Origin of the sequence: Adhaeribacter aquaticus DSM 16391 (assembly GCF_000473365.1) — a bacterium.
GTDB classification, from domain to species: domain Bacteria; phylum Bacteroidota; class Bacteroidia; order Cytophagales; family Hymenobacteraceae; genus Adhaeribacter; species Adhaeribacter aquaticus.
In genome coordinates this window covers 3,684,982-3,705,985 of sequence record NZ_KI421517.1, presented here as the reverse complement: position 1 = coordinate 3,705,985, position 21,004 = coordinate 3,684,982, and the positions used below count along the sequence as shown (strand labels likewise).

General features: G+C 41.1%; 19 protein-coding genes and 1 pseudogene. 1 reads left to right on the top strand and 19 read right to left on the bottom strand.

Annotation, left to right across the window (positions count from 1 at the left end; all coding sequences use genetic code 11):
* Positions 1 to 80: 80 nt before the first annotated feature.
* The 17 genes and pseudogenes from ADHAQ_RS0118600 to fucP all read right to left on the bottom strand — a co-directional run bounded on the left by ADHAQ_RS0118600 (position 81) and on the right by fucP (position 16,847).
* Positions 81 to 641 (bottom strand): sugar O-acetyltransferase, encoded by a 561-nt coding sequence (locus ADHAQ_RS0118600; protein WP_026464232.1) that lies wholly within the window; start codon positions 639 to 641, stop codon positions 81 to 83.
* 148 nt (positions 642 to 789) lie between these two features.
* Complete coding sequence (locus ADHAQ_RS26230) at positions 790 to 1,221, bottom strand: energy transducer TonB (RefSeq protein WP_211240593.1); 432 nt, start codon at positions 1,219 to 1,221, stop codon at positions 790 to 792.
* Between the two features lie 7 nt (positions 1,222 to 1,228).
* Complete coding sequence (locus tag ADHAQ_RS0118590) at positions 1,229 to 1,726, bottom strand: hypothetical protein (RefSeq protein WP_026464231.1); 498 nt, start codon at positions 1,724 to 1,726, stop codon at positions 1,229 to 1,231.
* Between the two features lie 249 nt (positions 1,727 to 1,975).
* Positions 1,976 to 2,125, bottom strand: a pseudogene (locus tag ADHAQ_RS29050) (NADPH-dependent FMN reductase); the annotation flags it as partial.
* A gap of 73 nt (positions 2,126 to 2,198) precedes the next feature.
* Positions 2,199 to 3,287, bottom strand: coding sequence for an FUSC family protein (locus tag ADHAQ_RS0118585; RefSeq protein WP_026464230.1), 1,089 nt, complete (start codon positions 3,285 to 3,287; stop codon positions 2,199 to 2,201).
* Positions 3,288 to 3,350: 63 nt separating this feature from the next.
* Positions 3,351 to 4,286: a D-2-hydroxyacid dehydrogenase gene (locus ADHAQ_RS0118580; protein ID WP_026464229.1), complete on the bottom strand. Its 936-nt coding sequence runs from the start codon at positions 4,284 to 4,286 to the stop codon at positions 3,351 to 3,353.
* A gap of 230 nt (positions 4,287 to 4,516) precedes the next feature.
* Positions 4,517 to 5,197 (bottom strand): potassium channel family protein, encoded by a 681-nt coding sequence (locus tag ADHAQ_RS0118575; protein ID WP_026464228.1) that lies wholly within the window; start codon positions 5,195 to 5,197, stop codon positions 4,517 to 4,519.
* A gap of 15 nt (positions 5,198 to 5,212) precedes the next feature.
* Entirely contained in the window at positions 5,213 to 7,033 is a 1,821-nt protein-coding gene (locus ADHAQ_RS0118570) for a TrkH family potassium uptake protein (RefSeq protein WP_026464227.1), read from the bottom strand.
* Between the two features lie 257 nt (positions 7,034 to 7,290).
* Positions 7,291 to 8,382 carry an SGNH/GDSL hydrolase family protein gene (locus ADHAQ_RS0118565; protein ID WP_026464226.1) on the bottom strand — a complete coding sequence of 364 codons (1,092 nt, stop codon included), beginning with the start codon at positions 8,380 to 8,382 and terminating at the stop codon, positions 7,291 to 7,293.
* A gap of 56 nt (positions 8,383 to 8,438) precedes the next feature.
* Positions 8,439 to 10,091 carry a UxaA family hydrolase gene (locus tag ADHAQ_RS0118560; protein ID WP_026464225.1) on the bottom strand — a complete coding sequence of 551 codons (1,653 nt, stop codon included), beginning with the start codon at positions 10,089 to 10,091 and terminating at the stop codon, positions 8,439 to 8,441.
* Between the two features lie 411 nt (positions 10,092 to 10,502).
* Complete coding sequence (locus ADHAQ_RS0118545) at positions 10,503 to 11,882, bottom strand: alpha-L-fucosidase (protein ID WP_026464224.1); 1,380 nt, start codon at positions 11,880 to 11,882, stop codon at positions 10,503 to 10,505.
* Positions 11,883 to 11,900: 18 nt separating this feature from the next.
* The gene (locus tag ADHAQ_RS0118540; protein ID WP_026464223.1) at positions 11,901 to 12,689 is read right to left on the bottom strand and encodes an SDR family oxidoreductase; all 789 of its coding nucleotides are present in this window, start codon (positions 12,687 to 12,689) and stop codon (positions 11,901 to 11,903) included.
* Between the two features lie 10 nt (positions 12,690 to 12,699).
* Positions 12,700 to 13,533: an amidohydrolase family protein gene (locus ADHAQ_RS0118535; RefSeq protein ID WP_026464222.1), complete on the bottom strand. Its 834-nt coding sequence runs from the start codon at positions 13,531 to 13,533 to the stop codon at positions 12,700 to 12,702.
* Complete coding sequence (locus ADHAQ_RS0118530) at positions 13,520 to 14,377, bottom strand: fumarylacetoacetate hydrolase family protein (protein WP_026464221.1); 858 nt, start codon at positions 14,375 to 14,377, stop codon at positions 13,520 to 13,522. The genes ADHAQ_RS0118535 and ADHAQ_RS0118530 overlap by 14 nt, the downstream gene beginning before the upstream one ends.
* 96 nt (positions 14,378 to 14,473) lie before the next feature.
* The gene (locus tag ADHAQ_RS0118525) at positions 14,474 to 15,238 is read right to left on the bottom strand and encodes an SDR family NAD(P)-dependent oxidoreductase (RefSeq protein ID WP_026464220.1); all 765 of its coding nucleotides are present in this window, start codon (positions 15,236 to 15,238) and stop codon (positions 14,474 to 14,476) included.
* Between the two features lie 29 nt (positions 15,239 to 15,267).
* Positions 15,268 to 15,597: an L-rhamnose mutarotase gene (locus tag ADHAQ_RS0118520; protein WP_026464219.1), complete on the bottom strand. Its 330-nt coding sequence runs from the start codon at positions 15,595 to 15,597 to the stop codon at positions 15,268 to 15,270.
* Positions 15,598 to 15,599: 2 nt separating this feature from the next.
* Positions 15,600 to 16,847, bottom strand: coding sequence for an L-fucose:H+ symporter permease (gene fucP, locus ADHAQ_RS0118515; RefSeq protein ID WP_026464218.1), 1,248 nt, complete (start codon positions 16,845 to 16,847; stop codon positions 15,600 to 15,602).
* A 177-nt stretch (positions 16,848 to 17,024) separates the two neighbouring features.
* Here fucP and ADHAQ_RS0118510 point away from each other — a divergent pair, with 177 nt between their 5' ends.
* Positions 17,025 to 17,894, top strand: a complete 870-nt coding sequence (locus ADHAQ_RS0118510) for an AraC family transcriptional regulator (RefSeq protein ID WP_026464217.1) — start codon at positions 17,025 to 17,027, stop codon at positions 17,892 to 17,894.
* A gap of 43 nt (positions 17,895 to 17,937) precedes the next feature.
* Here ADHAQ_RS0118510 and ADHAQ_RS0118505 read toward each other — a convergent pair whose 3' ends face one another.
* Both ADHAQ_RS0118505 and ADHAQ_RS0118495 read right to left on the bottom strand, forming a co-directional pair.
* Positions 17,938 to 19,287, bottom strand: coding sequence for a glycoside hydrolase family 2 TIM barrel-domain containing protein (locus ADHAQ_RS0118505; RefSeq protein WP_026464216.1), 1,350 nt, complete (start codon positions 19,285 to 19,287; stop codon positions 17,938 to 17,940).
* Between the two features lie 289 nt (positions 19,288 to 19,576).
* Positions 19,577 to 20,935, bottom strand: a complete 1,359-nt coding sequence (locus tag ADHAQ_RS0118495) for an enolase C-terminal domain-like protein (protein ID WP_026462234.1) — start codon at positions 20,933 to 20,935, stop codon at positions 19,577 to 19,579.
* Positions 20,936 to 21,004: the final 69 nt, after the last annotated feature.

Below are 21,004 nucleotides of genomic sequence, written 5' to 3'. Positions count from 1 at the left end.
GACTAACTCCTAAGAAATTCCAATAACAGCTTTTCAATTCATTATACTAACCAATAAATAGTTTAGGGAACATAAAAGCTTTATTCTTCCAAAATCCTGATTACTTTACAAGGGTTTCCTGCCGCAAAAACACCTGCAGGTATATCTTTGGTAACTACACTTCCGGCCCCAATTACCGTACGATCACCAATGGTAACGCCCGGACAAATAACCACACTACCTCCAACCCACACATCTTCCCCAATAACTATAGGTTTAGCATATTCTAACCCTGAAGCCCGTTCTTTATAATTCATGGGATGCATGGCGGTGTAAAGCTGTACGTTTGGTCCAAACAACGTCCTGCTGCCAATGGAAACTTCCATTACATCCAATACTACGCAGTTAAAATTAAAGAATACTTTGTCTCCAATTTTAATATTATACCCGTAATCGCAGTAAAAAGGAGGCTGTAACCATAAACCTTCTCCAGCATCAGGAATCAAGTCCTTAAGAATTTGTGCTCTTTTTTCTGCCTCGTCTTCCCGCGATTCATTTAAGGCTTTTAATAGTAACCTGGCTTTTACCCTATCCTCAGAAAGTTGTTTATCAAGCGCATCGTATAACTCCCCCGCCAGCATTTTTTCTTTTTCGGTTTTCATAAAGACTTATTTAGCACCAGGGCTACTGTTTATCTAAAATTCTTAGTTTAAAGCCGCAATATTTTAAAAGGTAAAATATGCCACGAGGGAGAGTAAAAGTTTAAATTTTATACCTTCAAAAAATTAGTACCCTACTTATAAACACCTTTTAAAATTCAAACACCTGTTTACAGCGTACTAATACAATTTGGCCATTTTGCCGGCCCGGTTCAAACTTTGGGAAAAGGTTAATTAAACGTAAGGCTTCTTCATCTAACCCATAACCTAATTTTCCAATTACTTCTGGGTCCAGTATACTTCCATCCAGATCTACTACAAATTGCACCACCACCTGCCCGTGAATGTTAGCAGCTTTGGCCTCTGGCGTATAGGTTACATTCTGTCGTAAGAATTTTGCTAATTTTCGCTCACCGCCTGGAAATTGCGGCATTTGTTCAACCCACGAAAAAATTGGCTTTCCGTCCGAAACAGACACTAACATCATTGGTTTAACTGGGCTATCCGGATCTTTCTCTATTTTAATTAATTGAGCCATTAGGCTCAAGGGAAACAGAAAAAAGAAAAAAAGGATTGTTTTCATGAGTAACTTAATTTTTAGCAATAGCAGCCTCCAGTTCTTTGAGGTAGGTTCTAAAAGCTTCATTTAGCTTTTGAAAACGCCGGTCCCTAAACTTTTTACCAATGGTAATACTGGTTGCTTCATCTTCTATTGGGACTAAGATAGGAGGTGCAAATTTGTTATCATACAAGAGGTAATTTATATCTGTTAATTTATATTGGATTTTTTCTTGCTGATAGGTGAGTGTAATGAAGAAAGAATACTTTTTTTTATTAACTTCTGTGGTGTCTTTGGCCATGAATATACCAGTTTCCGTCTCCTCATTGCCTTCTCCAGCTGCATTAGCTGCCCAAGTTCTGGCCCGATTTAAGAATTCCATTTTATTTACTCCCGGTGTTTCTATAAAACCCTGATAAATAACTTTGCCAAACCTGTTTGCCGGAAAATTTTGCAAACCTTTGTATTCTTGTTTTTGAGCAAACGTTAAAAAAGGGAATAGTAAGAAAACAATCATTAAGCCTTTCATATTCAGAATACTAATTTAGTTCGTAAATTAGTTATAGCAAAAGCAAAATCAAAATTTAACTTTAAAAAGTACAATAAAGGCTTAATTGTTTTTTGTTGCTTAAAGATTTCCTTTAATTAACTCCGATTTCGTGCAATTATAAGGGTCTAATTTATCGGATGCAGAAATGCGTTTTAAAGTTTAAATTCTTAAGATATGGAAAACCTAGACTAGAAAAGAACATTGCTTTATACTTTTTAAAGATTGTATTTAAAAAGTATTGAATGAAAATAAGATTAACTTTCGAAAATAGGAATCTAAACCTTTCTTAAGGGCTCCCGAAGTGCTGTGGTTATATTCCGGCGTTATAAAGACATATGCATCAAACGAAGCAATTCTTTCCGACCTCCTTTTGATATGTTCATGGGCGTAATTATTCTACAATGAAATACATTGGTTTTTATAAGTCGCCAAATACTTCCTAAATCTATCTTTACACTAAAGGGTCAGTTTCGGCAGGAGCAGTTAGTTCCGTTTCTGTTTCCGAAACTATTCTGCCTAAATCGGTCAGGATGCTCCCGACATCCCGCAACGTAGCGAGGGATGTAATGTTATACAGGTTGTTCAGGCAATTAGCTTGTTCAAGAACTGCTAATTCAATGGCTTTTTTCAGGCTATGTTGTACCTCCTCTGATTCTTCTACTGCCGCCTGTCCAAAAATTTCAACGCACCTGGCAGTAGCGGCCATGGCCAATTCCAGTTGCTGTACAAATGGCTCTTCTAGTTGGTAGGCATGCTTAAGCTGGATATCCGCTATACTCCTCCGGATGCCCCTAAGCTGAATGGTAATGCTTTCCAGCTGATGGATACTATTGGCCAGGTGAGCAAGCCTTTTTCGTTTGTGCGTGAGCAGAGGGTTATACTTAAGACTTTGCCTGGCCAGGCTCAAGGCTTTCCGACATTCTTCTGCTTCTTCTATCAAAGCCTCTACTTCCGGACGGCCAGTGGTATTTTTAAGCCCAATATCCTCTAACAAAACTATCAAGCTTTGTAAGGTAGCTGCTGCCTGGCTGCTGAAAATTTTAATGTGTTGCTCAACGGCCGGTATTGCATTTTGTGGTATAATTAACGCATTTATTAAAACAGCAATGGTAGAACCCAGTATAGTTTCAATTATTCTTTCGTACGCATACCCTTGGTTGGTTTGGCCAAAAGCAAGCACCAATAAAGAACTAATGGCCACCTGAGATATAATTTGCTGATTCATTCGGAGCGCCTTTGCAATAGACATCCCAATCAGGATAATAAAGAATATGGAGTAGGCATTTACCTGGAACCAATGCCCCAATAACATACTTAACAAAACCCCCACAATAATGCCTATTATTCGCTGATAAGCTTTTTCTACCGAATCGGCCACTGTAACCTGGACAGTAATAATGGCGGCTACCGCGGCAAAAAACGGATATTCAGAATGAATAAATTTGGTAGCCAATAACCACGACAGGGCTGCGGCAAAAGCAGTTTTTACAATTTGTAAGGTAAGGCCAATCTTATTTAATAACTGAAGTAGCTTACTCACCGGGTATCCTCCCTCTGCTTATACCTTTTTTTATATTTATACTGTTATATAAAAATAAAGGTATTACTGATTCAGAAATTGCGAAATATTGGCTGCAATCTTCTCCATTAATAAGGTTCTGGATTCCATACTGGCCCAGGCAATATGTGGCGTTAAAATCAATTTCTCCTGATCTTTAACCTGAAGCAAAGGGTTATTTGCTCGGATAGGTTCTTTTTCAAAAACATCTATGGCCGCACCACCTATCAAACCTTCGTCGATAGCCCTGGCTAAATCTGCTTCGATTATAATTCCGCCCCTACCGGCATTTAAAAGTAAAGCAGTATTTTTCATAAGTTTTAATCGCTCATAAGTAATCAGGTTAGCCGTAAACTGATTTAAAGGAGCATGAATAGAAACAATATCAGAGGTACGCAAAAATTCCTCTAATTCCAGTCTTAAATAAGGTTGCTGATTATTCTGACCGGAAGCAGAAAAATAAACTACTTCAGCTCCAAATGCTGCTGCAATGCTGGCTACTTGTCTGCCAATATTACCCAGTCCAATAACACCAAAACGTTTACCATTTATTTCCCAAAAATTTCTACCTAAATGGGTAAAAATATCACTTTGAGAATACTCACCCTGTTTAACATAATTATTAAAATAAGAGATATTATTCAGCAATTGCAACAATAAAGCAAAGGTTACCTGCGCTACACTTGCTGTAGAATAATCTACAGCATTTAAAACTGGGATACCTCTTTCCTCCGCAGCCGCTTTATCTATATTATTAGTTCCAGTAGCCGCTACACATATCAGCTTTAAATCCGGAGCCTCCTGAATATGCTCCCGGTTAAGAACTACTTTATTAGATATCAAAATATTTGCTTCTTTTATTCGGTTAGCTGTTTGCTCGGGTGTGGTGGTTTTATAATAAGTAACCTTTCCAAATTGTTCCAGTAAGTGTAGGTTAGGCACTTCCCCCATTGTTTTGGTATCCAGGAAAACGATGTTCATATAAGCTTTTTTAGGTGAGTGTATCATCAGGGAAACTTACTTCTAAGTTAGCTAACATACCAAAATATTAGTAGCCTTACAACCTACGAAATATTAATATTATCTAATACTATTTAAGTAAGGGGAAAAGTAATTTATAAAAGCTTATACCGCTGCAGGATTTGTCTGCTAAAAGCTAATCCTGTACCGGTTATAGAAGTGTCTTTAATTAGAAATGAGGATTTAATAATTTACTGAAGCAATTTATCTATATCGTTTAGGTTGCCAAACAAAACTAAAATATCGTCTGGCTCAAAAACAGTACTAGGACTTACTACACCAATGGCAAATGGCTTATTATGGGCTTTACCAAATATATTTTTACCTTCTTTTTCCCGTATTATGGTCACTACGTTTACGTTGTATTTTTTCCTGAAATTGGCCGCTTCTATGGTTTGCCCCACATACCGAGGCGGTACCCTGGCTTCAATTATGTTATAATCTTCTGTAATATCAAATGAATCAATATAACCCCGCATATCAAGGCTTTTAGCTAGCCTTTCGGCAAATTCCTGTTCCGGTAAAATAATGCGGTCCACTCCAATAGCTTCCAGAACAGTTTTGTGCAACGGTGAAATAGCCCGGCCAATCAATTTATTTACTTTTAATTGTTTAAAATTAGCTACTGCCATAACCGAGGCTCCAAAATCTTCTCCAATCCCCACCAGCACAATATCGGTATCGGCAAGAGGTAAGGTACCTAAAGCCTGAATATCTTTGGCATCCATGCAAACAGTATGCGTTATCTCATCTTTGTACATGTTTACTTTAGTCATGTCATTATCTATTGCAATAACTTCATGGCCCATTTCGGTTAATTTTTTTGATAGAGAAGAACCAAAATAACCTAATCCAATAATAATAAACCGCATTTGTTTAACTTTACTTTAAGTGATGATAATACTTTCGGCTGGGTACCGGTAACTCATAGATTTTACCCTGGTAACCATTCCTGCAATCAGGGTAAAAGTACCTATTCTGCCCAAAAACATAGTAATAATAACGACCAATCTACTCATAGGACTTAATTCGGCCGTAATTCCTAAACTTAAACCAACAGTACTATAAGCCGAGAAAGCCTCAAAAGCTACTTTAATAACCTGTTGCTCCGGGTTAAAATACAGAATAAAGAAAGTAGCCAAACCAATAACCAGGAAAGACAGCAACATAACGGCAAAGGCCTGCCGCACCGATTTTGATTTTATTTCCCGTCTGTAAACTTCCAGTCTTTCTTTCCCGCGGGCTATGGCAAAAACATTTAAAACGGCTACGGCAAACGTAGTAGTTTTAATACCGCCGCCAGTAGAGGCCGGTGATCCGCCAATCCACATTAAAAGCAGGTAGATAAGAATAGTAGGCACCGTTAACTGAGCCATATTTACGGTATTGAAGCCGGCAGTACGAGGAGTAACAGAACCAAATAAAGCCGAGACTACTTTACCTACCCCGGTATGCTCGCGCAACGTACTGTTTGCCTCCGTCATGAAATACAGAATAGCCCCTACCAGAATAAGCAGGCCCGTGGTAACTAATACAATTTTGGTGTGTACGGTTAATAAATGAGAAGTATGGCGATAAGGCTCCCGATAAAGTACTTTCCGCTGCCAATTCAGCAAGAACTGTTTTATAACCCGAATAATATTGGTAATTACAGGAAAACCAAGTCCACCAAAAATTATTAACCCAATTATAATAAGTTGAAATAAATAAGCAAAACGGAAATTGAAATCATATAACCCATCTGTTAAGGTTGAAAATCCGGCATTACAAAAAGCAGAAACGGAATGAAAGACAGAAAATCCTACCCGGTCCCTAATGTCCGGTATGGCTTCCGGACTTATACTTAAGAAAACGAATAAAGCGCCGGTAGCTTCTATAAGTAAGGTAATTTTAATAATGTTTACCAAGGTATGCATGGTTTGGCCCAGGTTTTCTTCGTTAACCAGGTTCTGAAAAAATAACTGGCTCTGGAAGGTGGACCTTTTCTGAAAAAATAGCCCAAGAAAACTGGTAAATGTCATTATACCCAATCCTCCTAATTGAATCAGGATTAAAATAATTACCTTACCAAAAGTGGTAAAGTAGGTAGCTGTATCAACTACTATTAACCCGGTAACACAAACAGCACTAGCCGCAGTAAATAAGGCATCCAGAGAAGAAATACCGCCAACTGTGGCCCGTGGCAACATTAATAATCCCGTACCCAAAAATATCAGCAAAATAAAACTACCAATAAACAGCAAGGTGGGGCTAAACTTGGTTTGGTACAAAAAGGCTGATCTGCGGGAAAGCTCAATCAGAAAAATATAGAATATAATGCCAGTAGTAAGAATATTGTGCCGTAAATAGGCGGCTCCCAAGGTACTGGCTGCCGGCAGAATATGAGAAAATAGTTGTGAAACAAAACCTGCCGTTAACCAAAGCACAACAATTACTTCTCCAATAAACCAACCTTTTCTTATACTGGCCCTGTTTATTAAAAAAAGCCGGACTAATAAAACAACCAGGATGCCTAAGGTATAATAATCATAAAAAGCGCTGAAAAAAGGTTTATTTTCCGGGTCATGCACAAAACCCACATCAAAAAAAACGAAAGCCAGCCCACCTAAGCTAAGGTAGAATAAGATATTATGAATATAATGTAATAAGCGGGACCGGTTTTCCTCGAGGTAGTTTAAACTTTTACCTTTGTTGAATCTCTTAAGCATTTAGTAAAAAATAAGGCCTAATCATATATTAACCCAACATTAATATAGTTGCCTGGTCGCAAAAGTATATATACATAAGTAATATTCCTTTCTTAGCCCTATATAACTTTTGAACTCATTCCTTTACATACTATTCCCCAACGGATAAACAAAACGCCAAGACCATTTTTGAGCCTTGGTGTTTTGTTTGTTAACTCCCAGTAAAAAGCTTAAATACGGAATTTATAAGCTCAATTAATAGCTTAAAATTTTCAAATTTACCATTTTATATTCTTTTCAATAAAACCTATCAAACTATCGCCCATTGCTTTTTGCTCTTCTACTCTCGGATGGCCGGGAGTATTTTTATAAGGGAAAAAGTGGGTATACATTTTTTTATCATTCAGGCGGGCAACCGCACTTGTAATGTACCCCGGCCATGGTGCCCCTTCCTTCGTCGCATCCATGTTACCCAGTGCACATATAATATGGGCCTGTGGGTATTTTTCCCGAAGGGCTTTTACAAACTGGTAATAAGCAGTTACAATGGTTTCTTCTTCGGGTCCTTTGCTGCCAAAACGGGCTTTAAACTGTTCGTGCTCGGGCCGGTTTACCAGCCAGGAATCGTTCTGAAACAAATTTACAACTACTATATCGGGCGTATACTGCGCAAAATCCCACTTGCTTTGCGGATCCTGCGGGTCGATGCGATCATACATTTCGGGCATCGTTAAAGGAAACCAGCTAACCGTAATGCCGATTCCACTTTTAGCTATGTAATTCGCTTCGGCATTAAAATGCCGGGCAGTTAAAGCAGCATAGGATAAATAGTTATTCTCAAACTGACCAGCACCCGAATCATTACCGCTGTAATCCAAAGCCCCATAGCCACAGGTTATGGAATTGCCATAGAACTCTATCTTTCTTTTTTTAGCCGGAGGGGCTGCTAATAACTTAGTGCCCTTATCTAACTCCAAACCATAAAACCAGGCGCGGCCTTTATCCCATTCGGTAATCTTGTAAATCTCTAAAGTATGGTTACCTGGTTTTAAATTACTGGCAAGCATATAAAACTTTTTAGCTGTATCAGGATTAATTTTAACTATGTCTTTGCCATCGATAATAATATTATAAAAATTATCGCGGGTGTTATGTTGCATTAAAGCTTTTAACCCAGTGCCTTTAAAATTAACTTTAATAGAAGTACCCGACCAGTAAAGCTCAGCGGCTTTATTTTCTTTTGTCCCTATCCGGCCTTCGTACCTAATGTTAGTGCTTTTATGACTGATAAAATTTTTGGTTTGGGCCTTGGTTTGGCTTAAAAATAATAGCAGAAAAAATATTTGTAGAATGAAAGAATTAAAACGCATTAACTAAGTTTTTATATAAATTAAAGCTTGAATAAAACATTATAAACACCTGATTTTTACAAAGAAACTCCCCTCTTCCAAGGAATAAAATCATCTTGTCCGTGGCGAACCGCAGCTACTTCTATTTCCCCGCTAGCCACCCCAATTACATATTCCAAAATACGTTCCCCAACTTCCTCAATGGTTTCCTCACCCTCTATAATAGTACCGGTATTTACATCCATAATATCACGCATCCTATTAAACAACTTGCTGTTTGTGGCAACCTTTACTACAGGTGCAATGGGGTTACCGGTAGGCGTACCTAAACCGGTAGTAAACAAAACCACATTAGCTCCGGAGGCTACTTCAGCGGTAGTAGATTCCACATCGTTACCCGGCGTACACAATAAGTTTAAACCAGGACTGGTTACTTTTTCCGGGTAATCCAGTACAGCCGTAACCGGGGAGGTTCCTCCTTTTTTAGCCGCTCCCGCCGATTTTATAGCATCTGTTATCAAGCCATCTTTTATATTACCTGGCGATGGATTCATATCAAAACCCGATCCCACGGCTTGCGCCCGTTGGCTATAACTTTGCATTAATTGCGAAAACCGTTCTGCATTTTGAGTATCTACACACCGGTCACTCAGTTCCTGCTCTACCCCGCATAACTCCGGAAATTCCGATAATATTACGGAGCCACCTAAGGCTACTAATAAATCGGAAGTATAACCAATAGCCGGGTTAGCTGATATTCCGGAGAAGCCATCGGAACCACCACATTCCAGGCCAATACATAATTTACTTAGTGGCGCTGGCTGGCGTTCGATCTGATTAGCTAAAATCAACCCCGCAAAAGTTTGTTTTATGGCTTCCGATAAAAGCGCTGATTCTTTACCAATAGTTTGCTGGTCCAGGATGAACAAAGGTTTATCAAAGGCAGCAGATCGTTTTTTAATTTCGTCCTGCAGCATACTAACCTGAGCATTCTGGCACCCTAAACTAAGTACCGTTGCGCCGGCCACGTTAGGATGGGTAATATAACCAGCTAATAAACCGCAAAGTGCTTGGGCATCCTGTCTGGTTCCACCACAGCCACCTTCGTGCGTCAGGAATTTAATGCCATCTACGTTCGGAAATAAGCGACTTGTTTTGGGTTCGCTGTAGTTTACCTGCAGATCAATTTGTAATATTTCTTCGACACTTTTTCCGGCTTTATACAGGTCTACCAATTGCTTAGCCTGCGTTTGGTATACCTGGTTGCGTCCGTATCCCAGATCATTCACCAATGCCTCCTGTAGTACTTCCAGATTCCGGTTTTCGCAAAATACCATGGGTAATACCAGCCAGTAATTTGCGGTACCCACACTCCCGTCGGAGCGCTGGAAACCCATAAAAGTTCTATTTTCCCATTTAGAAACATCTGGCTTTACCCAATCCGTTTTGCGCTCCCGGATTGTAAAGGTATTGGCCGCATGTTTTACATTTGCTGTAGAAATCAAGCCACCGGCTATTATTTCGCTTTGAGTTTTTCCTACCAAAACGCCATACATGAATACCTCCGAACCTCCTGGCAAATCTACAGCGGCAAATTTATGTTTAGCTGGTATGGCTTCTTTTACTAAATATTCTTCCTCCCCTAACCTAACGGTTTGCCCGGCGCATAAATCCGTTAAGGCAACCAGTACATTGTCCTGGGGATGAATTTTTACAATTTGATTTTTCATTTTATAATGTACTATTTCTACTTATTTACTTTTCCTGTATTTAAACCCTTACTTTTGAGCCCAATATTTAAAATATAACCAGCCCGGCAATTTAGAATAACCTGATCAAATTTTATATGTTTTATATAATTAGCCAATTACTTTTCCTGTCTTCATAGCCGCTATTACTAATTCAACATCTTCCCCAGTAGCATTACAACTGCTCATTACGTTTGCTACCCGTTTATGAAACTTCGGATAATTAAAACCAAAATTTCCTTTTACTACTCGATGATGATAAAGCAGCCTCCAGATGCTAAATTTCGAAACGATATATTTTTATCTCCTGAAATTGAACTGGCTTAGTCGGATTAAACTAAAATTTTCATGGGCTGCTTTTCTTGCTAATCAAGATTCAAAAAAACAGTACTGCTATTTAAAATTTGCTACGCGGAATACCCAGGCATGATTACAGGGAATAGTAGCCGGATTAAGCTCCGGTGCTGTAATGGTGAGTGTATTATTTTTTAAATCGTATTTTACTTCCTTATTAGTTCCCAACATATTTACCTTACCGGCTTGACTAATGCCAGGTACTGCAATGGAATTTTCCGGCCATTTGGTGCAGATAACATACAAATCGTTTCCTTTCACGGTATAATAAACAGTTTGATCTTTCCTGTTCTTGGGCCTTTTGTCCCAGGCTGTGGTTCCGTAAATGGCGGCCCCATTTACTTTCAGCCAGGCCCCCATATCCAGCAATCGTTCCTGCATAATTACCGGAATCAGACCATCCGCTTTAGGACCAATATTAAGCAATAAATTACCGCCATTGCTTACCTTATCAATCAGCAAATCTATTAGCTGTTTAGAGGTAAAATAATGGTCGGTAGTTTCGAAGCGGTTGTACCCGTACGAAGTTCCAATACCCCGGCTCTCTTCCCACGGGTGGGTAGCTTTATCCCCAAAACCCAATTTATCTCCTACTAAGTCGTACTCAGTAGTATAGTAATCGCCGTGTTTACTCCGGGTTTCTTTGCCCCAACGGTCATTGACCACTACAGTCTGCTTCACCGGCGATTCGTTGTAAAGCCAGGCTAAAAATTTTTCACTTTTAAATTGGTTACTAGCATAATCCCACTCCCCATCCGAAAAAATCACCTCCGGCTTATAAGCCATTACCAGCTCTTTCATTTGGGGCAGCATATGCTCCTCTACCCATTGGTTAATGGTGGCGGTTTTGTAAAGGGGATGATTCCATTCCAGCAAAGAATAATAAAAGCCCATACGCAAGCCTTTTTTTCGGACGGCTTCCGTTAAATCACCTGCCAGGTCGCGGTGGGCTCCTATGGCTACACTGTTCCACCGCGGGCTAAAGGCGCTGGGCCAAAGGGAAAATCCATCGTGGTGTTTAGAAGTAAGGACTACGTATTTGGCACCCGCTTTCTGAAACAAATCGGCCCAGGCATCGGGATTAAAATATTCGGCCTTAAACTGCGGGGCAAAATCCTGGTAAGTAAAGTTCTCGCCGAAATAACGGTTATGGTGGTCGGTGAATAATTTATTTTTTTGCAATAAGCGGTTCTCGTAATGCTCAGCGTATTTTTCGTAAACGCCCTCTACTTCATTTACCGGGGCATAGGCCGGTACGGAATAAGGCCCCCAATGAATAAAAATACCAAATTTAGCATCTGTCCACCAGGTAGGCGTTTCCCGCTTATCCAACGATTCCCATTTGGGTTTATAAGTTTGCGCTTCTACTTTGATTAAACTTAAATTCAGTAGCAGACCCAATACCAGAAGCTTTTTCATACAAAATAGTTTGTGTTTTTAAGCGTTGGCCAAAGCCCGGTCTAAATGTACATATCCCCCGTCCACATACAACAATTGTCCGGTAGTATGGCTCGACCTTTCAGATAATAAGAAAACAGCCGTATTGGCAATTTCCTCAGCGGTAGTCATCCGGTTTTCCAGCGGAATCTTAGCGGTTATCTCGGCCAGTTTTTCTTCCGGGTTAGCTAATGTCTTTATCCAGCTTTCATATAAGGGTGTCCAGCATTCGGCCACTACAATGGCATTTACCCGAATCCCATATTTTAAAAGCTCCACGGCCCACTCCCGGGTTAGGGCATTGCGCCCGCCGTTCGCAGCGGCGTACCCCGAAGTTCCGCCCTGGCCGGTATCTGCAACTTTAGAAGTAATATTTACAATAGCTCCTTTTGATGCTTTCAGGGCTGGCAAGGCATGATGAGCCATCAGGTAATAATGCACTACATTTTTATGCAGGGAAGCCATAAAATCATTGTAATTACCCTGCTCTAAACCTACTCCATCGTTTACGCCGGCATTATTCACCAGGCCATCAATCCGGCCAAACTGATCCAGCACCTCCTTTACTGCTTTTTCGGATGCCTCAGGTTGGGTTAATTCGGCTACTACCTGGTAGGCGCGGCCTCCGCTGGTTTCTATCGCGGCTACTGTTTTTAGGTTATCATCTTCGCTTCTGCCAACTATAACCGGAATAGCTCCTTCAGCTGCTAATACTTTTACAATGCCTTCGCCAATTCCTTTAGCACCACCGGTTACAATTATTATTTTATCTTTTAATCCTAAATTCATGTTGTATTTTTTAAGCGAGGTTATAAAAAGCCGTTGCATTGCCGCCAAAAAATAAGGCTTGATCGTGCTGGCTAAAAGCAGCAAAATATTCCTGTACAATTCCCAGCGTTTCAGCATAGGTGGCCGCAACCAGGCAAACCGGCCAATCCGATCCATATAAAATACGGTTGGTACCAAAAGCATTTACTACGGTATCCAGGTAAGGCCGGAAATCTTCTTTTTTCCACTGCTTCCAATCTGCTTCTGTTACCAAACCTGATATTTTACAGGACACATTTTCAAAAGCTGCTATTGCCTCCATATCCTGCTTCCAGGGAGTAATATTTCGATCTTTTATATAGGGCTTAGCCAGGTGATCGATTACAAAGCGTTGCTCAGGGAAGGTTGCTACAAACTCCTTTATGTAGGGCAGCTGGTCCGGGTAAACCAGAATGTCATAGGTATACCCAAACTGATTTAATTTAGAGATTCCCTGCATAAACTTTGGGTTTAACATAACCGCACGATCCACCTCACTTTGAAGGACATACCTAAAACCTTTCAGTTTTTTAAATTGGCTTAATTCTGTTAATCGTTCCTCAACATCGTCTCCCCAAAAGTTTACCCAACCTACTACCCCTTTTATAAATTCATGCTGCTCGGCATTAGCTAACTGAAATTTATTTTCCTCTTCTGACTGGTCTGACTGTACCGTAACACAGCCGTCAAAACCATGAGCCTCGAGAATGGGTTGTAATTCAGCGGGTAAAAAATCCCGCTGAATTACAACCATTTCTTCATTTATCCAGGAATCTCTTACCGGATTAAAATACCAGAAATGCTGGTGAGCATCAATTTTTAGCATAAGCTATTACCCGTTGTTTGGCCGAACCTAAACCATCTATGCCTAACTCTACCACATCGCCTGGTTTTAAATAAACCGGCGGATCAAAGCCCAGACCAACTCCAGCCGGCGTACCCGTTGAAATAACATCACCCGGTAACAAAGTCATAAACTGGCTTAAATAATGCACCAGGAAGGGCACGTTAAAAATTAAGTTAGCTGTGGTACCGTTCTGCATGGCGTGGTCATTTACATTAAGCCACAGGCGCAGGTTATTTACGTCAGCTATTTCGTCTTTTGTAGCTAGAAAAGGCCCTATCGGCGCAAAGGTATCGCAGCCTTTACCTTTATCCCAGGTGCCATTCCGCTCCAGCTGAAACTCCCGTTCTGAAACATCATTGTGCAAACAATAGCCTGCTACATAATCCATGGCTTCGTCTTCCCCAACGTAGGAAGCCTTTTTACCTATAACTACAGCCAACTCCACTTCCCAATCAGTTTTAGTGGAGTTCTTTGGGATCATGATATCATCGTTCGGACCCACCAGAGCAGAAGTGGATTTCATGAAAATTATCGGTTCGGTAGGTGTTTTAGCACCAGTTTCTTTAGCATGATCAGCATAGTTTAATCCAATACACACTATTTTTGAGGGGCGGGCAAACGGGCTTCCTAACCGGGTTCCTTCCGGTACAGTTGGTAACTTATCCTTATTTTGACCCACAAACTGCTGCAACCGGTTAAGGCCATCGTTTTCAAAAAACTGTTCAGTGTAGTCTTCTCCAAATGCTGATGTATCGTAAGAAACATCATTAATAATTACTCCTGTTTTTTCTTTATTCAATTCACCAAACCGAATTAATTTCATAGCTTTTTTTAATTAATTTTATTTAAAGTTAAATATTATAATAACTAATACTTTTCACTGATTAACAAGGCGTAAAAATTACGACTTAGAAATTTTTTAAGTATTAAGCGTTACAAATCCGCCGTCTATTTTATAATCATTACCGGTAATAAAAGAAGCTTCTTCGGAGCATAGATAGAGTACCAGTTTAGAAATTTCATCAGGTTTTGCCATCCTGCCTATGGGTTGCGTTTTCGATAATTTCTCAAACATTTCAGCTTCACGACCCGGATAATTTTTAGCTATAAACCCATCTACAAAAGGCGTATGTACCCTACCCGGAGCAATTGAATTACACCGGATATTATCTTTCAGATAATCTTTGGCTACGGATAAGGTCATGGAGGTAACGGCACCCTTGGTCATGGTATAGGCAAACCGGTCCGGAATACCCACCGTGGCGGCCACCGAACCCACATTTAAAATAACACCCCCACCCTGGTTCTGCATCAGCGGTATAGCAGCATATAAACTATTATACACCCCTTTTACATTTACCTGGTAAACCCGGTCAAAATCTTCTTCGGTGGTGGTATGGGCCTGCCCAATATGCGGAATACCAGCACTATTTACCAGAATATCAATTTTGCCAATTCCTTGATATAATTCTATTACCTGTTTCTGGTTTGTTACATCGCAAGGCAGGGCAAATGCTGCTCCTCCAAATTCTTTAATCTCTGCTATGGTTTGCGCAATATTATCGGCATTAATATCCAAAACATGCACTGTAGCGCCCTGGCGCGCAAAAGTTAAGGAAATAGCTTTGCCAATACCACTTGCACCGCCCGTTACTACGGCAGATTTACCTGTTAAATCAAACATAGATTATAAAGCTTCTTTAAGTTTGTAGATTATAATTCAAATATTTTATTCATTAACACCCACTTTTGGCCAGCCGGAGTCCCCGGAATGGCCTGTTGGTATTGCCACATTAGTTCTTCCCACTCCTGTACTTTTGGATTAGCCTTATCCAAAGCAGTTTTCTTATCAAACGTAAAGGCATCATCGGTTTCCATTATCATAAAAAGCCGGTTCTGGAAGCGGTATATTTCCATATTCAGGATACCTGCCTCCATGATACTTCTTTTAATTTCAGGCCATACATTCCCATGCCAGAATTCATACTCAGCTATTAATTCAGCATCATCTTTCAGGTCGAGGGCTAAACAAAATTTTTGCATAATTAATGAGCGGCGACTAAGGTTAACTCTTTTACTTTTAAATTCCGGCTGGCAAAATATAAAACTACTAAAAAACAAGCGGCAGGCACCAGGTAGGCAATCTGGATATTACTACGATCAGAAATATTACCCATGATAAAAGGAAAAACTGCTCCGCCCACTATGGCCATAATTACCAGAGAAGATCCTAATTTGGTTTTTGAACCTAGGCCCCGAATGCTAAGGGAAAAAATTGTAGGAAACATAATAGACATAAAAAATTCAACACCAACTAAAGCATAAACGGCCATTTCCCCAGATAAAACTACTGCCAGAATAGTCAGCAATATATTAACAATGCTATAAATAGCCAGTAGCTTTGCCGGAGAAATAAATTTCATAAAAAAAGTACCCAGAAAACGTCCTACCATAAAACCTAATAAGGCTCCCGACAAAAGAAAAGCAGCCGCTTTTTCTTCAAAACCTGCTACTTGTCCGGCAAAACGAATAAAAAAACTACTGACACAAACCTGGGCACCTACGTAAAAAAACTGCGCCATTACCCCAATCAACAGGTTCCTTTCTTTTAACACGGACCCTGATTTACCTGTAGTTTCTTCTTCTGTTATTTCCGGCAACCTGGTACGCCAAAGTAATAGAGCCACTGTCAGAACCACCAACCCAATAATTAAAAAAGGCAGTTGCACCGCCGATGCCTCCAGATCCAGATAAGCATCCAGTTGAGAGGAGCTCATCTCCAGTTCTTCCTGGGCTGTCAGCGTTCTGCCCGATAAAATAAAGGTTCCACCAATCAGGGGGGCCAATGTAGCGGCCAAGCCATTGAAAGATTGGGCAAAATTTAAGCGTTGGGTGGCGGTATCAGGGTTTCCTAACACCGAAATGTAGGGGTTGGCTGCTGTTTCCAGAAAAGTAAGACCACAGGCAATTATAAAAAGTGCACCGAGAAAAAATTCATAAGTGCGGGTAGCAGCAGCTGGGTAAAATAAAAAAGCTCCAAGAGCAAAAAGTGACAAACCCAAGCTAATACCGCCCTTGTACCCAAACTTTTTCATGAACTGGCCAGCCGGTATAGCTATTAAAAAATAGGCCATATACGATGCCGAGTCAATCAAAGCTGATTGAGCATCTGTTAACTGGCAGGCCTTTTTAAGGTGGGGAATTAAGATTGGATTTAAGTTCAGGGCAAAGCCCCACAAGAAAAACAGCGACGTAACCAGTACTACCGCTAATTGGTTTCTATTTTTTGCCATGGCAGTTGCATTGGTAAATTTAATTAATAGTTGGTGGATTCAAGGTCAGGCTGTAAGCTAATAATAAGTTTCAAATAAATAAGATATACTGGTTTTTTACTCGGCAAATATTATCTTAGTAATAAGCTATTTTAACATAAGTAAAGTATTTTTTATAAAGCGCCTGAATATTTCTGCATGAAGCCCCAACTACTCAAATTATCTCCCGGACCCGCACATTCTTTCAGTGCCAGAGAAGATAAAGTACCTTTCATTAATAACCGTTGGCATTACCATCCGGAGGTTGAACTGGTTCACTTTCATCATGGTACCGGTACGCAATTTGTAGGCGATCATATTTCGAGGTTTAATACCGGAGACATTGTTTTAGTGGGGGCTAATTTGCCGCACTACTGGCGGTTTGATGAATCTTATCTGGAGGAAATTGAAGAAGAAAAAACTTATGCGACAGCTATACATTTTACCGAGAACTTTTGGGGAGAAGAATTCTTACTTTTACCCGAAAATCAGGCCATAAGGACCATTTTAGAAAAAGCTAAACGAGGTTTAGTAATTTTAGAAGGCAACCGAAAAAAAATTGCCCAGCTAATTCAAAAGGTGCACGTTGCAGAAGGACCTTTTCGGATTATGGCTTTAGTAGAATGTTTAACTGCTATTGCCCATTCTGACCAGCTTACCCCACTTTCTTCTATGGGTTTTCAGGCAGAATTATCAGAACCAGAGAATGACCGGCTAAATGCTATTTATGATTACACTTTCGAAAATTTCAAAAGCAAAATATCTTTAACCAAGATAGCGGATGTGGCCAGATTAATGCCCAATTCTTTTTGCCGGTATTTCAAGGTCAGAACAGGTAAAACGTACTCTCAGTTTTTAATAGAAATCCGGATTGGTTATGCCTGCAAATTATTAATTCAAAATAAATTACCTATTAAGCATTTGTGCTTTGAAAGTGGCTTTAACAATTTTACCTGTTTTCATAAAAACTTTAAAGCCATCACAGGCAAAACACCCCAAATTTATCAGCAGGAATACCTTAAACAATAAATGGCTCTTTTTAAGGTAATCAGGAAGTGCCTGGTGCAATTAATTACTTTTGCACGAAAAACGGAATATTTGCCGTAGCCACATTATTATGTCCATCTGCAGCATAAACAAACAACCGGTACGGGCCTTCTTTAGCGGGTGCTTTTAGCGTTGCCCTACCCCCAGCACCTGTAGTAACTTGACCCGGTATAGGTTGCGGCCGGTCTTCCCGATCGCCACCTTCTCCAAAATTGGTTCCTTCTGGCAATAATTCCCAGCGGTAGGTAAGCTTTTCTTTTTCTGGGTCCTTAACTCTAGCATCTGCTATATAATCACCTCCCGCCTTAACATAAATCTGATTGGTAGATTTCTTCCCATCCAGGAGAAAGGAATCTAACCGCGGAGCCTTATTCTGGGGCCATTTCCCGGACCATAAATACTGTATCACATCCACCACTTCAGTTTCTTCGCCTTTTTCCGTAAAAACACCGTACCAGGTGGGCGTCCGTTCTTGCTTTTGCCCCCACAGAAACACGTAAGATCCCAGGCACCGGGTTTTATCTTGCAAAACAGCCTCTTCATAGCGGCTTTTATAACCAGCTGCCTTTTCGCTGCTGGTTTCTTCTACTGAGGCTTTCCAAGGTGTTTGCGGCCCTTCCCAATGACCTACCGGCCCCCATTCGGTGACTACATAAGGTCCGGTCCAACCTGCATTTTCTAAGGTACCGGGTAATTTGCCTAAGCCTCCGTAGGTCTGGAATGATAACAAATCTAATTCGGGGCTTTGAGCCTTGATGCGATCAATTTCCTTTTTGTTTGCCCCAGCCAACATTGTTGTAGCCGGATGATTAGGATCTACTTCATGAATCATTTTAGCAATATTATTTACCGCATCCCAAACTTTTGGGTTGGTATAACTTAGATTTAATTCATTGCCTATGCCCCACATTAATAATGCCGGATGATCCTTAAATTTTAACACCTCTTCCCGTAGTTCCTGAAGCTGTTTAGTTACAGCATCTGAATTATTATAATCAAACCCATGACGTTCTTTTCTTACATTAAGGCCCATAGTTACTGTTAGTCCCAGGCGCTGTGCCTGATCTAAGATTTCCTGCGCATTGGCTGTACTCCAGGTTCTTATTGAATTACCTCCGTATGCTGCCACACGATCCATGTAGTTGGTACCTCCAGCTCCTTTTATGAAATAAGGTTTACCATTCCGAATTAACTGATATCCTTCTGTTCCTTTTTTTACTTCTACTTTAATGGGTTTGATTTGCCTGGAGTTAATTTGATTAATAAATATAGGCTGACTTGGTTTTTGAATTCTACTGCCTGAGTTAGAAGTAAAGGCTTGTAAGAGTGGCAGCAATCCCAACAGCCAAATATTTCCAGCAAAGCGATTTTTCATGGAGTAAGGGTATGATCTATTTTTAATTTAAGGTTTTAACAAAAAGGTAAATAAAATTCAAAACTGAAGCTTTAACCTAATGAAAAGCTTTAATGAAAAGATCTGTTTTGGGATAGTTTTAGGGTAAGTAATCAGGTTAGATTTAAAGTAAAAAGTACCATCGGCTTTAGCACAAAGCTCCTCCCGCGGTTGCTGGTAACTGAATGCTGAACCTACCACAATTCAGGACTCATATACTGGCGCAACAAGAACATTAACCGATGGCACAATTTACTTTAGAATACCACATTTACGGTCTGACGAGGGTACCATCGAACTTGCGCACCTGCCAGTTACCTGCATTATTGGTGATGGGATATTTAGCCGCTGCTTTTTCATTTATTTCCACCCCCAGTCCCGGCACCTCATTCACGCTCATGTAGCCCTTGTTCATGGTGGGGCAGCCCTGGAACACCTCCAGCATCTTCTCATTAAAGCTCACCGCCTCCTGAATACCAAAGTTCCAGGTGGCCAGGTCCATGTGACACTGCGCCGCGTGCCCTACCGGCGAGACATCTCCCGGTCCGTGCCAGGCCGTCTTGATGTTAAACCACTCCCCCAAACGGGCTACTTTCATGGCTGGTGTTATACCACCTATCTGCGAGACGTGGATGCGGATGTAGTCAAACCACTGGTTCACCATGGCCTCTTTCCACTCGTTCTGGTTGTTGAACAGCTCGCCCATGGCAATCGGCACCGTGGTGTTCTGCCTAAGCATCTGGAACCACTTGGGGTTCTCCGGCGAGAAGGGATCTTCAATAAAGAAGGGCCGGTACTCTTCCACTGACTTGATCAGGTGAATAGCATCCATGGGATCCAGCCGCTCATGAATATCATGCAGCAGCTCTACTTCCTCGCCGCATACTTTCCGGGCTACTTCAAACAGCTTCGGCACTGACTTGCGGTAAGCGACCTGGTCCATGTACTGGTCTTTTTCATTGGCAAAACCAGCGGTTTTAAAATCTGGTTTACTCGATATGGCCGTTGCCCCATAACCGCCCTGCTGCACCCGTACATAACGGAAGCCCCGCTCCATGATCCGCTTGGCATCTTCGGCCGTTTCTTCCGGGCTTCGGCCATTGGCGTGGGTATAGCAAGGCACGGCAAAGCGTACCTTCCCGCCCAGCAGCTGATACACCGGCATGCCGGCTCGTTTGCCTTTGATGTCCCACAAAGCCTGGTCCAGCCCGCTCAGGGCATTGTTGAGCACCGGCCCGTTGCGCCAGTAAGAACTGGTATAGACACTATGCCAGGCATCTTCTATGTTATCGGCATCTTTGCCGGTACACAAATCATTTAAGTAGCGGTTGATGGCGGTCACCACCACTTCGGCCCGCTGGGTAAAGGTAGCGCAGCCTAAGCCATACAGGCCCGGCTCGGTAGTATCTACCCGTACGACTACTAAGTTAGAACCTTGCGGAGCGGTGCCAATGGCCCGTACGCTCTTGATGCGGATGGGCTTCATGCCTTTGGCATAGCTTGGCACTGCTTGCTCTGCCTGGGCGCTGCTGCTGTTAAACAAGCCTAATACGCCGGCCCCGGCGCCCAAGCCCAGCTTCTTCAGCAGCTCCCGACGACTCTCTTGTACTTGCTGTTCCTCTTTGTTCATTCTCTATTCTATTATGATGGTGTTTTAAAGGTTTTTGCAAAGCCGATGTCCAGGCTCCGGCCTTACCAG